Source organism: Bradyrhizobium sp. Ken01 (assembly GCF_055807355.1).
The window spans coordinates 108,667-122,562 of the sequence record NZ_JBVVPC010000004.1 but is presented as its reverse complement, the minus strand read 5'-3'; the positions used below and the strand labels follow the sequence as shown (position 1 = coordinate 122,562).

The following is a 13,896-nucleotide window of genomic DNA, read 5'->3' as shown; positions in this document are numbered from 1 at the left end:
CTCTGAAAAGGAACGATCAGGCCCGGGTTACCGCCGGTATCCGTTCGCGCGGGAATAGCCCTGCCGGTTCTGTTGCGTCGCGCGGTTTGTGACGCTGGCGCGTGCTTCGCTGGAGATGGGCGTTGCGAGCTTCAGCTCCTCCAGGAAGATCGGCCGGGAGAAATAATAGCCCTGGGCGTAGCGGATCTTGGTCGCAGCCTGGAGGTAGGCGAGCTCCTCGTAGGATTCGATGCCTTCGGCAATCACGGTCATGCCGAGCGCCTCGCTCAGGGATTCGATTGCGCGCAGGATTCCCTGGTTGCGTGGACGCTTATGGATATCGGTGATGAAGGAGCGGTCGATCTTGATCTCGTCCGCGGTGATGTCGGCGAGCGCCGAGAGCGAGGAATAGCCGGTACCGAAATCGTCGATCGAGATGGCGACGCCGAGCTTGCGGAACATCGGCAGGATCTCGGCCTGGAAATGATTCTTGGCGACGAAGGCGTCTTCCGTCACCTCGATCATGAAGCGCTGCGGAAAACCGGTGTGGTCGAGCGCCTGGGCAAAGCTGCGCATGAATTCGGGGTTGCCGGCCTGCTTGGCCGCGACGTTGATGCTGATGGTCGCTTCCGCACCGAATGTCTCGTTGATCAGGTCGATCGACTTGACGATCTCGGCGAGCACGAGATGGGTCAGCTCGTCGATCAGCCCGAGTTCGGTGGCGAGATTGATGAACGAGCCCGGCGCCTGGATCACGCCCTCGTCGTCGCGCAGCCGCACCAGGGCCTCGATGCCCTTCACCTCCTGCGTGCGAATGTCGACCTTGGACTGGAAGGCGCAGCAGAAGCGTTTCTCGAGGATGGCCTGCCGCAGCGACTGCTCGATCTTCATCCGGGCCAGCGCCTCGCGCTCCATGCTGGAATCGAAGAAGGCCGCCGATCCCTTGCCGTCATTCTTGATGCGGTACATCGCGATGTCGGCATTCTGGCGCAGTGTCTCGAAGCTGCTTCCGTGCTCGGGGTAGAGGCTGATGCCGACCGAGGTTGAGGCGAACACTTCCGAATTGTCGATGAAGAACGGCGCCGTCAGCCGTTCCAGGGTCGACTGCATGAATTCGGCGACTTCCTCCTGGTTCTGGATCGGCGACAGCAGCAGCAGGAATTCGTCGCCGGAGATGCGCGACAGCATGTCCGAATCGCGCAAGCCGCGTCCAAGCCGCTTCGACAGCTCGACCAGCAGGGCATCGCCCACGGTGTGACCGTAATAGTCGTTGATGTGCTTGAAATTGTCGACGTCGAGAAAGGCGAGCGCAAAGCGCTCGCCGGCGAGCCCCTGCGCGAGCAGGCTGGCGGCGCGATGCTCGATCACGCGCCGCGAGGGCAGGCCGGTCAGCTCGTCGAAATAGGCCGAGCGGAACAGCTGGTCCTCGAAATTCTTCTGCTCCGTGATGTCGGAGGAGGCCGAGATCAGCAGCTCGCGTCCGTCGAGACGGATCGGACGATGGGTGGTCAGCAGCACCTGGCGTGCGGCTCCGTCGTGGAGCGCTTCCTCGGCGACGACCGCCTGGCCGGAGCTCAGGGCCTGCCGGCAGGCTTCGAGGCGCGACGCGAGATCGCGCGAGGGGCGGCTGCCGTCAATGCCCAGCTGGGCGGCCGCGACATCGTTGACCAGGAGAAGTTCGCCTTGCGCGTCCTGCACGGTCAGGCCGGCAGGCAGCATTCTAACGATTTCCTTGAGAAATCCGAGTTCGGCTTCGCTCGCGCCGGAATATTTGTTGTCGTTCATAGAAGTCATGAATCTTGTTGTTTCAGCGCGCTTTTGCAATGGCCGCGATCTTGCGCGGTTCCCTCTTAAGTTTGGTTAAGGGGTCCGGAGAATTACGGTGGTGTTTTGCGGCGATGCGACGCGCGCAGCCCATCGTCATTAACAGGGCGTCAACGCGTCCGGCGAAACCGCGAACGACGCGCGTGAGCGGGTTTCGTTTGCGCCGCGTCTAACCGTCCTTGGGGATACGGCATTGCATGGTGCAATGAAGTCCGGTCCTGAGATAGGAGACCTCCGTCTTGCCGTCGAAGGCCGACAGCGCCGACTTCAACAGCTTGGTGCCGAACCCGGGCTCGGAGATCTTGTCGACACTCGGGCCCTCGGTTTCATCCCAGGTCACGGTCAGGCGGTCGTCGCTGACGGTCCATGACACCTGCAACAATCCTCGCGGCGCGGAAAACGCGCCATATTTGCCCGCGTTAGTGGCGAGCTCGTGAAACATCAGGGACAGCGTGACCGCAAGCTTCGGCGACAGGAACAGCCGGTCGCCGTTGAGCGTGAAGCGGACATGGCCATAAGGGCCGAGTTCGGAGATCAGGAGGTCGCGAATGTCGCAGCCGCCCTTGTCGATCCGCGAGATCAAATCGTCGGTCGCTGCAAGCGATCGCAGCCGCGGATCGATCCGGGCCCAGATTTGCGGCTGATCGTGCAGCACCTGATGCAGCACGGCATGCACCGTCGACAGCTTGTTCTTCAGCCGGTGCTGGAGCTCGTCGACCAGCAGCTTGCGGTAGTCTTCTTCCTCGATCAGGCGTCTGGAAATCCGGCGCTGCTCGACGAGGAGCGAGCGATAGTGCTCGACGCCCCAGATCGTGAGCGCGCAGACCGCCCAATAGAGTGCCAGCAGCGCGAATCGCGCGTTATCGGCAAGCGCATCGCCAAAATTCACGACGACGCCGAGCACACCGCCGACCAGCGCCGTGATGATGCCGATGCGGAAGCCGCCGAACGCGGCCGCAAAGAACACGGCCGGGAAATACGGCGTGAAATAGACGTCGGGCCGCACATGGGCGAGAGCCCAGCGCGCCAGCGTCGCAACCAGCAGGCAGGCGACCGCAAACGCAAGGCTCAGGCCGAGGGATGGCGGTGCCACGCCCTGCCAGCCCTTGCGGAATTCGTCGATCAGCTTCCCCATGCGCAGTCCGGTCGCGATATGCGTTCGACAATCGAGCGGTCGCCAGGAATGTTACGCATGTCGCCGGCTCCAAGCAAAGCTTGCCTTGTCGGAAGCCGGCAGGAATAGTGCCTGCTGCGGCGCCGACCGTCGTGGCGCCGTCGTCGATCGGTGTCCGCCATTTGGCGTCAAGGGGTTCGAAAACAGGGACATTCCATGGGCAGGCTGGATGGCAAGGTCGCGGTGATCACGGGCGCGACGAGCGGGATCGGGTTGCGGACTGCTGAAGTCTTCGTTGCCGAAGGTGCCAAAATTGTGATCGCGGGTCGGCGTATACCGGAAGGCGAGGCGCTGGCGAAGCAGCTCGGCGCGAATTGCGTCTTCCGCCAGACGGATGTGACAGTCGAAACGCAGATGCAGGCGCTGATTGCGCTGGCGATCGAAAAATTCGGCCGCATCGACTGCCTGTTCAACAATGCCGGGGGCCCGGCGCAGACCGGCGGCATCGAAGCCCTCGAGGTCGAGCGCTTCGACGCGGCGATGGCGACCCTGCTGCGCAGCGTCATGCTCGGTATGAAGCACGCCGCGCCCCACATGAAGAAGCAGGGATTTGGCAGCATCATCAACAATGGCAGCATCGCCGGCCGTCTTGCCGGCTTCTCGTCGTCGATGGTCTATGGTGCGGCCAAGGCGGCGGTGATCCACCTCACCAGATGCGTGGCGATGGAGCTCGGCGAGTCCAACGTCCGCGTCAACTCGATCTCGCCCGGCGCCATCGCGACCGGCATTTTCGGCAAGGCGCTCGGCCTTTCGACCGACGCGGCGGAGAAGACGCCGGCGGTGATGCGCGAGGTCTACAAGACCGCGCAGCCAATCCCGCGCGCCGGCCTTCCCGATGACATCGCCCATGCAGCGGTGTTCCTGGCCAGCGACGAATCCAGCTTCATCAACGGCCATGACCTCGTCATCGACGGCGCGATGACCGGCGGCCGCAACTGGAGCCAGCAGCAGCAGGGCTATGTCGCGTTGCGCAAGGCGTTCGATCAGGGGGCGTAGGAGGTTGGTCTCGTGCCCCGGACGCGGCGCGGCGCGAAGTGCCGCTCCGCAGAGCCGGGGCCCATCTCTCGCACGGAACGTGGCTCACTATTCTGGATCCCGGCTCGCGCTTCGCGCGTCCGGGACACGCAAGTGGAGCGCTAAACCGCCTTTACCCGCACCCGCAATCCGTCGCGCGGTTTCGGGATCGGCCACATCTGCCAGTCCGGCTTGTAGCCGGGCTCCAGCGACACCTCGATGTTCTGCAAGAAGTGCCGCGCGAAGCATTTGGCCTGCATGTAGGCGAAGTGCAGGCCGAGGCACATATGCGCGCCGCCGCCGAACGGCACCCAGGCGAAGCGGTGTCGGTTGCGCTGGGCCTCCTCGGTGAAGCGAGAGGGATCGAAGCGGTCCGGCTCCGGCCAGATGTCCTTCATGTGGTGGGTGTAGAGCGGATTGACGCCGATCGCGGTGCCGGCCGGAATCGAAAAACCCTTGAAGGTGAAATCGCGCATGGCGCGGCGCGGCATCGAGGGCACCGGCGGTTTGATCCGCAGCGCTTCCTTGAACGCCATCTCCGACAGCGGCATCTTTTCGAGATCGTCGAAGCTGCTCGGCGCACCAGGGGCGAGTCCCAGGGCCATGACTTCCGCGCGAAGCTTGTCCTGTCAGTCGGGATTTGCCGCGAGCTCGCCGATGAACGACGTCAGCGACGAGGTCAGCGTGTCGTGCGCCGCCATCATCAGGAAGCTCATGTGGTCGATGATGTCCTGTTCCGACAGTAGCGCGCCGTCCTCGTGGGTTGCGCGGCAGAGCTGCGAGAACAGGTCATCGCCGCCGTGATTGCCGCGTCGCAGCGGAATCTGCTCGCGGAAATAAGCGACGATGCGCTTGCGCCCCCTGACGCCTGCCGCCATTTGCGTGCCGGGCAGGGGCCGGCGGATCGGGGCGACGGCGGCGGCGACCATGTCGACGAAGGCGCGGTTGATCTCGTCGACCTCCGGCCCGATATCGGCGCCGAGAAAGGATGCGGCGGCGAGATCGAGCGTGAGCTGCTTCATCGCCGGATAAAGCTGCATCTCGCCGGGTTTCGCCCTCCACTGCGCGACGCGGGCGGCGATGCCGCCGTCGAGATCGCTCAGATACGACTTCATCGGGCCGGACTTGAATGCGACCGACAGCGCCTTGCGGTGCAGCCGGTGCTCCTCGAAATCCAGCAGCATCAATCCGCGCGGAAACAACAGGCCGAGCACCTTGTTCCAGCCATGGGTGGAGGAGAACAGCTTTTGCTGGTCGAACAGCACGAGCTCGTTGGCTTCGGGGCCGAGCAGCACGACATTGGTCTCGCCGAAGAAATGCGTGCGATAGACCTGGCCGTACTTGGCGCCGTTCGACTCGATGTGTCCCTTGGGGTCGGCGAGCACCTGAAAGGTCTTGCCGATGATCGGCCAGCCTTCGTCGCCGGGGATATGTGTCAGCTCGTTGCGCTTGGGCGGAGTGAAGCCGAGCGCAGGCGCGGCTACATTCTGTATCGACATGACGGTCGCTCCGGTTGGCTGGACCCAACATAACACAATCCCGGTCCGCTGATGCGCCGGTGCTTCGCTGGGGCCATCCTTCGAGACGCCCGCCTCTGGCGGGCCCTCAGGATGAGGACAGCGTTGTGCGGCAGCAGTTTCAACGGACTCCGATGCCGCTTAGCCTCATCCTGAGGAGACCGCGGAGGGGTCGTCTCGAAGGACGAGGCGTTCGCCGGGGGCCGGCGGGCCGTGAACTTATCGCTTCGCCGCTTCCTTCTGCAAATCCGGCGCGTTGACGGCCGGAATCGCAACGCGGCCGGCGCCGGTCACCTTCAACGCCTCGGCGGCCTTCTCGTTTTCCATGATCTTGGCCATCACGGCCTGTCCCGCACGCTCGAAGATCGCGCGGTTCTCGATCACGAACTTTTGCGACTTGCGCAAGCCGTCGATGTAGCCGTTGATCTCGGGCACCACGTAGCGCGCGACCATGTCCCAGCTCCGGCGCGTGTTCTCCGGATTGGCCCAGTCGTGCACGAAGCCGATGACGGCGCCGACGCCACCGGAGACCTGCATCACGTTCTTGATCATCTTGACGAGATCGTCGGGCGTGCCGATGACGGAGGCCGCGCCCTCGACGAAGGCGGTCTTGTCGACGGCCTCGTCGGGTGAGGCGAACGCGGTGAGCCCGGGTCGTTGCAGCGTGCCGACATTATATTCGTTGTGCCAGCGCATCAGCCCGGCGCCGGCCTCGCGGCGCGCCTGCTCGCGGGTTTCGGCGATGTGCCAGGTCAGCAGCACGCGCCAGTTCGCGCGATCGACCTTGGTGCCGTGCTTTTTCGCCGCATCCTCGGCGAACTGCCATTGCTGCTGCAGCGAAATCAGTCCCTGCGTCGTCATCGAACCCAGCGAGATGATGCCGATGCCGTATTTGCCGGCGAGCGTCATCCCGGAGGGCGAGATCTGCGAGGCCACGACGAACGGCATTTCCTCCTGCAGCGGCAGGAGCTGCAGCGCGGCGTCGTTCATGGTGAACCAGTCGCTCTTCGCAGTGACGCGCTCGCCGTCGAAGAGACGGCGGATCACGCCGATCGCCTCGTCCTGGCGGTCGCGCTGCGTCATCGGATCGATGCCGAGCGTATGCGCGTCGGAGGCGAGCGCCCCGGGACCCGAGCCGAAGATGGCGCGGCCGCCGGTCATGTGGTCGAGCTGCACCATGCGCTGCGCGACATTGTAGGGATGATGATAGGGCAGCGACACCACGCCGGTGCCGAGCTTGATCCGCTTGGTGCGCTCGCCGGCCGCCGCCAGGAACATCTCCGGCGAGGCGATCATCTCCCAGCCGGAGGAATGATGCTCGCCGCACCAAAACTCGTCATAGCCGAGGCTATCTAACTGCTCGACGAGGTCGAGATCGCGCCGGAACTGGAGCATCGGATGCTCCCCGATCGGATGATGCGGGGCAAGGAAGGCTCCGAACTTCAGGCCCGCCATGGCGTTCTCTCCGGCTTACATTTTTTGTTTGTTTGTGGCGCGAAGCTACGTGCTGAAGACAGCGAACGCAATCGCGGGATGTCCCGCGCGGTGGAATGCAGCCATGCGATGGAGCGATCAAACCGTCACAAAGCAAGTCGATTCGTCGCGCGAGCGGTGAGCGACATCCAGGGCACCAAAAGTTCTTTCTGGCCGGCCTGCTCGGCTTCAGCCTGACTTCCCTGCAATCAGTGCGCGCAGGTTTCCTCGTCTCGCTTGCGCTGTTCGCGACATTAATCATGATCTGCGCCGCATTCCTGGCGTGGATGCGCCTGGCATCTGCACGAAGTTGAGGCATTGCGGTTAATACGTGCGGATTTCTGCAGGTTTCCCGTGATTTAGCGCGCCATCGACAGCACACGGTCTTTTTATTTTGCGCTGCAGCAACTATTTGGTTTGGGTGGACGTTGAACGTCGCCTGCCAGGAGCTGCCGTGTCGTTAACCAGAAATGTCGACCTCTTGAGACGTCTGCCAAAGCTGGACGGATTGCGCTTCGCCGAGTTTGGCCGGAGCGCCGATGCGTCCAGTCCGTTGCAGGAGGTTACGGGCTTCGGCGACAACCCCGGCAATCTGCGCCTGTTCGCGTTCGTGCCGCCGCAACTGCAGAAGCCGCGCGCGCTCGTCGTCGTCTTGCACGGCTGCGGCCAGACGGCGGCAAGCTACGACCTCGGCGCCGGATGGTCGACGCTCGCCGAGCACTACGGCTTCGCGCTGTTGATGCCCGAGCAGCAGCGCGTCAACAACAGCAACACCTGCTTCAACTGGTTCAATCCGGAAGACACGGCGCGAGACAGCGGCGAGGCGTGTTCGATTCGCGAGATGATCGCGCACATGATCGAAACGCATCGCGTCGATCCCAGGCGCATCTTCATCACGGGCCTGTCGGCCGGCGGCGGCATGACGTCGGTGATGCTCGCGACCTACCCTGAAGTGTTCGCGGCCGGTGCGGTCATCGCGGGCCTTCCGTACGGCATCGCGACGAATCTGCGCGAGGCGCTCGACGGCATGTTTCATTCCCCGGAGCGGCCGGCGCGCGAACTTGGCGATCTGGTGCGGCGGGCCTCGAATCATCGCGGGCCCTGGCCGAGGATCTCGGTGTGGCACGGCAGCGCAGATCGCACCGTCAATCCCGGAAATGCCAACGAGATCGTCAAGCAATGGCTCGACTTGCACGATCTGCCCGAGGCGCCGATGGCGGAAACTGACATCGACGGCTATCCGCGCCAGGCCTGGTGGAACAAGGACGGCGAGACGCTCGTCGAGTCCTACGCCATCACCGACATGGCCCACGGCACGCCGCTCGGCCTTGCCGATAACGACCAGCGCTATGGCGTGGAAGGCGCGTTCCTGATCGAGGCCGGCATCTCCTCGTCTTATCACATCGCCAAATTCTTCGGCCTCACCGGCTGGATTCCCGACGCGGCGAAGAAGGCCGAGCCAAAGCCGACGCCGGCCCGCTCGCCCGCGCCGCATCTGGCACGCTCGATCCGCGCCGCGGTCGCCGAAGAGACGGCCGAGCCGAAGCGCGAGGAGGCTCGCGGCTTCGATCTCGGCCAGATCATCACGCGCGCGCTCACGGCCGCGGGATTGATGAAATAATTCAGGCCGTCGCGCCGATCCATTCGATCGGCGTCGCCGTCACCTCGCCGCCGGCGACCTTGCGCGTCATCTCCTGATAGGCCTTGAAGAAGTCGCGCGATTGCAGCGCCTTTTGCGCGGCATCGTCACTGACGCTGGCGAGATGGAAATAGCTGCCATTGTCGCGGTTCTTCAGGACGCGATACCCGATCCGTCCTTTCAACTCCGGATCGCCGTCGATCGCCTTGATGAAGCGGCCGACCTCCTGGTGCCAGGCCTCCGTCGTGCCGTTCTTGAATTCGTACCGGATCATGAAGTGCTTCATGTGACGCTCCCTGTTCTCGTTGTGCGTCATCGTCTGCGTGCTGGGCGCGAACCTGCAAGTATGGACAAAATTGATAGTATGGACTTTTTCGGCGTCGCTCCTATGCTCACCTCCCACATGGAGGAAACGACATGGCCAGGGAAAGGACAAAGCCAGTCCCCGCGCGCAACTGTCCGGTCGCGGCCTTTCAGAAGATGATCAGCGGCAAGTACAAGCTGCGCATCGTCTGGGACCTCAAGGACGGCCCGCGCCGCTACGGCGAGATCAGGAGCGGCCTGTTGCGCGGCACGGAAGGCAGCGCCGAGATCACCCCGCGCGTGCTGAGCCGGGAGTTAAAGGCGCTGACTGAAAGCGGCCTGATCGATCGCAAGGATTTTGGCGAGGTGCCGCCGAAGGTGGAATATCGCCTCACCCGCAAAGGCAAGAGCTTCGTGCCGGTGGTCGCCGCGATCCGCGACTGGGGCGACCGCAATCTGAGTGCGCCCCAAGTGCTGGCGGACGCCGCCGAGTAGGGCCTACATCTCGCCGGTGATGAACGGATTGGTCATCCGCTCCTGGCCGATGCTCGAGCCGGCGCCGTGGCCGCAGATGAAGCCGACATCGTCGCCGAGCGGCAGCAGCTTGGTCTTGATCGAGTCGATCAGGGTCGCGTGACTGCCGCCGGGCAGATCGGTGCGACCGACCGAGCCGGCGAACAGGACGTCGCCGACATGGGCGAAGCGCAGATCCTTGTTGAAGAACACCACGCTGCCGGGCGAGTGGCCGGGGCAATGATAGATCTCGAACTGGAGATCGCCGATCGCCACGCTGTCGCCTTCGTCGAGCCAGCGGTCCGGCTCGAAATTGCGCACCCCCGTCATGCCGAAGCGCGCGCCGCTTTCGACCACGTTGTCGAGCAGGAATTTGTCCGCGACATGCGGGCCCTCGATCGGCACCTTCAGCGCGTCGCGCAGTTCGGCCGCGCCGCCGACGTGGTCGATATGGCCGTGAGTCAGCCAGATCTTCTCCACGGTGACGCCGGTCTGCTTGATGGCGTCCAGGATCTTCGGCACGTCGCCGCCAGGATCGATCACCACGGCCTTCTTGGAAGGCTCGTCCCAGATGATGGTGCAATTCTGCTCGAACAGCGTCACGGGAACGATGATCGCGCCCGCTTTCGCGCCTGCCTCGGCTTGTGTCTCGGTTTGCTCGGTCATGGCGCCACAATGCCGATTTTTGCCATTACGCCAAGCAAAAGATTTGCTCCCGGGCTCGGGAACAGCCGCGGACATCGTCACACGGACGTCCCAATTCGCCTGCTGTTTTGAACCGGGGCGCGCCTTCCGCGTTCTCCCGCGCGACGAGCAGTTTTTGGATGGATTTCCCGTATGGCTCAGGGCGGCGAAAATTGGTGGCGCGACGGCATCTTCTATCAGATCTACCCGCGCTCCTTTCAGGATTCAAACGGCGACGGTGTCGGCGATCTCGCCGGCATTTTGCAGCGGCTGCCTTATGTGAAATCGCTCGGCGTCGACGCGATCTGGCTGTCGCCGATCTTCCCCTCGCCGATGGCCGATTTCGGCTACGACATCTCCGACTACACTGGCATCGAGCCGCTGTTCGGCACGATGGCGGATTTCGATGCGCTTCTTGCCGCCGCGCACGACAACGGCCTCAAGCTGATCCTCGACCTCGTGCCGAACCACACCTCGGACCAGCATCCCTGGTTCGTCGAGAGCCGTTCCTCGCGCGACAATCCCAAACGCGACTGGTACATCTGGCGCGACCCGGGCGAGGCTGGCGGCGTGCCGAATAATTGGCTGTCCGAGTTCGGCGGCAGTGCGTGGCAGTTCGACGAGGCGACCGGTCAGTACTACTATCACGCCTTCCTCGCCCAGCAGCCGGACCTCAACTGGCGCAATCCCGATGTCCGCGCGGCGATCTACGACGTGATGCGGTTCTGGCTGGAGAAGGGCGTCGACGGCTTTCGCGTCGACGTGATCTGGCATCTGATCAAGGACGCCGAGTTCCGCGACAACCCGCCCAATCTGCATTATGCCGAGGGCCGGCCGCCGAACGAAAAGATCCTGACGCAATATTCCACCGACCAGCCGGAGGTGCACGACGTCATCGCCGAGATGCGGCGCGTCACGGATGCCTATGATGCCCGCGTCCTGATCGGCGAGATCTATCTGCCGCTGCATCGCCTCATGGCCTATTACGGCAACGATCTCACCGGCGCGCAGATGCCGTTCAATTTCGCGCTGCTCTCGACCCTCTGGAGCGCGCGGTCGATCGAGAAGATCGTCGAGGATTACGAGAAGGCGCTGCCGAAGGGTGCCTGGCCGAATTGGGTGCTCGGCAACCACGATCGCCCGCGCGTCGCAAGCCGCGTCGGGCCGGAGCAGGCCCGAATCGCCGCCATGCTGCTGTTGACGCTGCGCGGCACGCCGACGCTCTATTACGGCGACGAGATCGGCATGCATCAGCTCGCGATCGCTCCCGAGTTCGTGCGCGACCCCTTCGAGAAGAACGTACCCGGCATCGGTGTCGGCCGCGACGGCTGTCGCACGCCGATGCAGTGGGATTCGTCTAACTTCGCCGGGTTCTCGGACGTCAGGCCATGGCTGCCGCTGCCGGAGGATCACATCCGCAACAACGTCGTCGATCTCGAGGCCGATTCGCGCTCGATCCTGACGCTCTACAAGCGCCTGATCGCGTTGCGGCAAGGGTGTCCGCCGCTGGTCGCGGGCGATTATCATCCGATCGCGGCACAAGGCGATCTCCTGGTCTATCGCCGTGCGACCGAGGGCAGGGCGGTGATCGTGGTGCTCAATCTCGGCCCCGAGCCGATCGCGGTCACCACCAGCGCGATCAAGTTTGGCAGCGAGATTCTGCTGTCGACATTCCTGGATCGCGAGGGAGAGCGGCTCGAAGGCGTGCTGGATTTGCGCGGCAATGAGGGGGTGGTGGTGATGCCACCGCAGCCTTAGTCGTCGTCCTGGACAAGCGAAGCGCAGATCCAGGACCCATTACCCCAGCGAGTGGTTTGGCGAAGATCGTGGTGAACACTTCCTACGACAACGCGCGATTGGGGTAATGGGTCCTGGCTTTCGCCAGGACGACAACGGAGTGTGTGCTCGCACCGCCTACCCCGGATGCTTGTTGCCCCGCACCGTCTTGTCGATATCACTCCGCTTCAACAGATAGTCCAGCCCACCGACGCGGTACCAGCGATAGCCGTAGGGCTCCAAGACGACGCGGTGCTGGCCGCGCTTGTCGGCGTGGCTGTGGTCTTCCGCGAGCAGATTGATCAGGTGCGCGCCGGCCTCATCAGGCAGCCCCGTCGAGAACGCGATCTCGCGCGGCTTCTCGTCGAGATTGTGCACGAACAGCACGGAATTGTTGCGCCAGTCGTAGCGCATGATGAACACGGCGGGATCGCGCGTCGCGATGATCGAAAAATCGCCCCAGCCGATCTCCGGCACCTCCTTGCGCATGCGGACGATGCGCTCGGTCCAGTTCAGCATCGAGTTGGGATCGCGCCGCTGCTTGGCGACGTTGACGTGCGGATAACCGTAGGGTCCCTCGTCGATGACGGGCAAGGCCGGCTTGTCGCTGGTGGTGAAGCCGCCATGCGGCTCCGTCGACCATTGCATCGGCGTGCGCGCGCAATTGCGTTCCGGCAGCGAAAGATCGTCACCCATTGCGATCTCGTCGCCATAGCGGATCACCGGCGTTCCCGGCAGCGTGCACATCAGGCTGTAGGCGAGCTCGAGCCGCCGGCGGTCGCCACCCAGCATCGGTGCCAGCCGGCGGCGAATGCCGCGGTCGTAGAGCTGCATGTCCTTGTCAGGACCGAAGCTCTTGAACACGGTGTCGCGCTGCGCCTTGGTCAATCGCCCGAGATCGAGCTCGTCATGATTGCGCAGGAACAGGCCCCATTGCGCCGAGGCGGGCCGCGGCTTGGTCGCCTTCAGCGCTTTCCCCAGCGGGCGGGAATCGGACGAGGCCAGCGCATAGAACAGATGCTGGTTGACCTGGAAATTGAACATCATATGCATGCGGTCGGCATCGCGGCCGAAATATTCCATGTCCGTCTTTGGCAGCACGTTGGCCTCGGCGAGGATGATGGCATCGCCCTGCCGCCATTGCAGGAATTCACGAAACGTCCGCAGCATGTCGTACTGCTCGGTCGGCTTTTTCACCTTGGCGCCTTTGGTCGCGATGACGAAAGGCACCGCATCCATGCGAAAGCCCGAGACGCCGAGCTGGATCCAGAAGCCCATGATTTTCAAAATCTCGGCCTGCACATGCGGGTTCGAGGTGTTGAGATCGGGCTGGAAATCGTAGAAGCGGTGGAAGTACCAGGCGCCGGCTTCCTTGTCGCGCGTCCAGGTTGATTTCTGAACGCCGGGAAACACCATGCCCTGATTGGCGTTGGCCGGCTTCTTGTCGGACCAGACATACCAGTCGCGGTAGGGCGAATTCCTGTCGCTCCGCGCCGCCTTGAACCAGGGATGCTGGTCGGAGGTGTGGTTGACGACGAGATCGATGATGACGCGAATGCCGCGCTGCTTGCAGCCATGGGTGAACTCGACGAAATCGCCGAGCGTGCCGTAGCGGGCATCGACGCTATAATAATCGGCGACATCGTAGCCATCGTCGCGGCCGGGCGAGGTCTGGAACGGCATCAGCCAGATCGTGGTGATGCCGAGGCCGTGCAGATAATCGAGCCGGCGCAACAGGCCCTTGAAATCGCCGATGCCGTCGCCGTTGGCGTCCATATAGGTGCCGACGGACAGGCAATAGATGATGGCGTTTTTGTACCAGAGATCGTCGATCATGCGCGCGCAGCCTCGGTGGTTCCGCCGAGGTGCGGCGGCTGCGTGATAAGTGTTAAGAGCGAGAGCGGTTCCGTACTCCGCCGTCGTCCTGGACAAGCGAAGCGCAGATCCAGGACCCATTACCAGGCCAAAATTTGACGAGGACTGGTGGTTACCAGCTAGTG

At 63.5% G+C, this 13,896-nt stretch carries 11 protein-coding genes and 1 pseudogene; 5 read left to right on the top strand and 7 right to left on the bottom strand.

The window, feature by feature from the left end:
* Window positions 1-27: 27 nt before the first annotated feature.
* Together AC0L3S_RS06135 and AC0L3S_RS06130 are read right to left on the bottom strand one after the other, a co-directional pair.
* Window positions 28-1,764 carry a putative bifunctional diguanylate cyclase/phosphodiesterase gene (locus AC0L3S_RS06135; protein ID WP_473262303.1) on the bottom strand — a complete coding sequence of 579 codons (1,737 nt, stop codon included), beginning with the start codon at window positions 1,762-1,764 and terminating at the stop codon, window positions 28-30.
* Window positions 1,765-1,972: 208 nt separating this feature from the next.
* A complete protein-coding gene (locus AC0L3S_RS06130) occupies window positions 1,973-2,938 on the bottom strand; it encodes a sensor histidine kinase (protein ID WP_473278438.1) in 966 nt (321 codons plus the stop codon).
* Window positions 2,939-3,133: 195 nt separating this feature from the next.
* On the opposite strand from AC0L3S_RS06130, the gene AC0L3S_RS06125 reads away from it, so the two are divergent.
* Window positions 3,134-3,973 (top strand): SDR family NAD(P)-dependent oxidoreductase, encoded by an 840-nt coding sequence (locus AC0L3S_RS06125; RefSeq protein WP_473278437.1) that lies wholly within the window; start codon window positions 3,134-3,136, stop codon window positions 3,971-3,973.
* Window positions 3,974-4,113: 140 nt separating this feature from the next.
* Here AC0L3S_RS06125 and AC0L3S_RS06120 read toward each other — a convergent pair.
* A pseudogene (locus tag AC0L3S_RS06120) lies at window positions 4,114-5,490 on the bottom strand (cytochrome P450).
* A 237-nt stretch (window positions 5,491-5,727) separates the two neighbouring features.
* A complete protein-coding gene (locus AC0L3S_RS06115; RefSeq protein WP_473278436.1) occupies window positions 5,728-6,963 on the bottom strand; it encodes an LLM class flavin-dependent oxidoreductase in 1,236 nt (411 codons plus the stop codon).
* Between AC0L3S_RS06115 and AC0L3S_RS06110 the strand changes: the two genes are divergently transcribed.
* Both AC0L3S_RS06110 and AC0L3S_RS06105 read left to right on the top strand, forming a co-directional pair.
* Window positions 6,907-7,179 carry a hypothetical protein gene (locus AC0L3S_RS06110; protein WP_473278539.1) on the top strand — a complete coding sequence of 91 codons (273 nt, stop codon included), beginning with the start codon at window positions 6,907-6,909 and terminating at the stop codon, window positions 7,177-7,179. The two genes, AC0L3S_RS06115 and AC0L3S_RS06110, sit on opposite strands and share 57 nt — an antisense overlap.
* A 256-nt stretch (window positions 7,180-7,435) precedes the next feature.
* Window positions 7,436-8,602 (top strand): extracellular catalytic domain type 1 short-chain-length polyhydroxyalkanoate depolymerase, encoded by a 1,167-nt coding sequence (locus tag AC0L3S_RS06105; protein WP_473278435.1) that lies wholly within the window; start codon window positions 7,436-7,438, stop codon window positions 8,600-8,602.
* A gap of 1 nt (window position 8,603) precedes the next feature.
* Here AC0L3S_RS06105 and AC0L3S_RS06100 read toward each other — a convergent pair whose 3' ends face one another.
* The gene (locus tag AC0L3S_RS06100; RefSeq protein WP_247463976.1) at window positions 8,604-8,906 is read right to left on the bottom strand and encodes a hypothetical protein; all 303 of its coding nucleotides are present in this window, start codon (window positions 8,904-8,906) and stop codon (window positions 8,604-8,606) included.
* A 131-nt stretch (window positions 8,907-9,037) separates the two neighbouring features.
* Between AC0L3S_RS06100 and AC0L3S_RS06095 the strand changes: the two genes are divergently transcribed.
* The gene (locus AC0L3S_RS06095) at window positions 9,038-9,418 is read left to right on the top strand and encodes a winged helix-turn-helix transcriptional regulator (protein WP_473262290.1); all 381 of its coding nucleotides are present in this window, start codon (window positions 9,038-9,040) and stop codon (window positions 9,416-9,418) included.
* 3 nt (window positions 9,419-9,421) lie between these two features.
* Here the strand turns inward: AC0L3S_RS06095 and AC0L3S_RS06090 are convergent, their stop codons facing one another.
* Complete coding sequence (locus AC0L3S_RS06090) at window positions 9,422-10,102, bottom strand: MBL fold metallo-hydrolase (protein WP_473278434.1); 681 nt, start codon at window positions 10,100-10,102, stop codon at window positions 9,422-9,424.
* A 171-nt stretch (window positions 10,103-10,273) separates the two neighbouring features.
* Between AC0L3S_RS06090 and AC0L3S_RS06085 the strand changes: the two genes are divergently transcribed.
* Window positions 10,274-11,878, top strand: a complete 1,605-nt coding sequence (locus AC0L3S_RS06085) for an alpha-amylase family glycosyl hydrolase (protein WP_473278433.1) — start codon at window positions 10,274-10,276, stop codon at window positions 11,876-11,878.
* 156 nt (window positions 11,879-12,034) lie between these two features.
* Here the strand turns inward: AC0L3S_RS06085 and AC0L3S_RS06080 are convergent, their stop codons facing one another.
* Window positions 12,035-13,732, bottom strand: coding sequence for an alpha-amylase family protein (locus AC0L3S_RS06080; RefSeq protein WP_473278432.1), 1,698 nt, complete (start codon window positions 13,730-13,732; stop codon window positions 12,035-12,037).
* Between the last annotated feature and the right edge of the window lie 164 nt (window positions 13,733-13,896).

What these genes read in the sequence shown, in the direction of transcription:
- AC0L3S_RS06135 (WP_473262303.1), bottom strand. Translation starts at nt 1,764, where the DNA reads ATGAACGACAACAAATATTCCGGCGCGAGCGAAGCCGAACTCGGATTT.
- AC0L3S_RS06130 (WP_473278438.1), bottom strand. Translation starts at nt 2,938, where the DNA reads ATGGGGAAGCTGATCGACGAATTCCGCAAGGGCTGGCAGGGCGTGGCA.
- AC0L3S_RS06125 (WP_473278437.1), top strand. Translation starts at nt 3,134, where the DNA reads ATGGGCAGGCTGGATGGCAAGGTCGCGGTGATCACGGGCGCGACGAGC.
- AC0L3S_RS06110 (WP_473278539.1), top strand. Translation starts at nt 6,907, where the DNA reads ATGCTCCCCGATCGGATGATGCGGGGCAAGGAAGGCTCCGAACTTCAG.
- AC0L3S_RS06115 (WP_473278436.1), bottom strand. Translation starts at nt 6,963, where the DNA reads ATGGCGGGCCTGAAGTTCGGAGCCTTCCTTGCCCCGCATCATCCGATC.
- AC0L3S_RS06100 (WP_247463976.1), bottom strand. Translation starts at nt 8,906, where the DNA reads ATGAAGCACTTCATGATCCGGTACGAATTCAAGAACGGCACGACGGAG.
- AC0L3S_RS06095 (WP_473262290.1), top strand. Translation starts at nt 9,038, where the DNA reads ATGGCCAGGGAAAGGACAAAGCCAGTCCCCGCGCGCAACTGTCCGGTC.
- AC0L3S_RS06090 (WP_473278434.1), bottom strand. Translation starts at nt 10,102, where the DNA reads ATGACCGAGCAAACCGAGACACAAGCCGAGGCAGGCGCGAAAGCGGGC.
- AC0L3S_RS06085 (WP_473278433.1), top strand. Translation starts at nt 10,274, where the DNA reads ATGGCTCAGGGCGGCGAAAATTGGTGGCGCGACGGCATCTTCTATCAG.
- AC0L3S_RS06080 (WP_473278432.1), bottom strand. Translation starts at nt 13,732, where the DNA reads ATGATCGACGATCTCTGGTACAAAAACGCCATCATCTATTGCCTGTCC.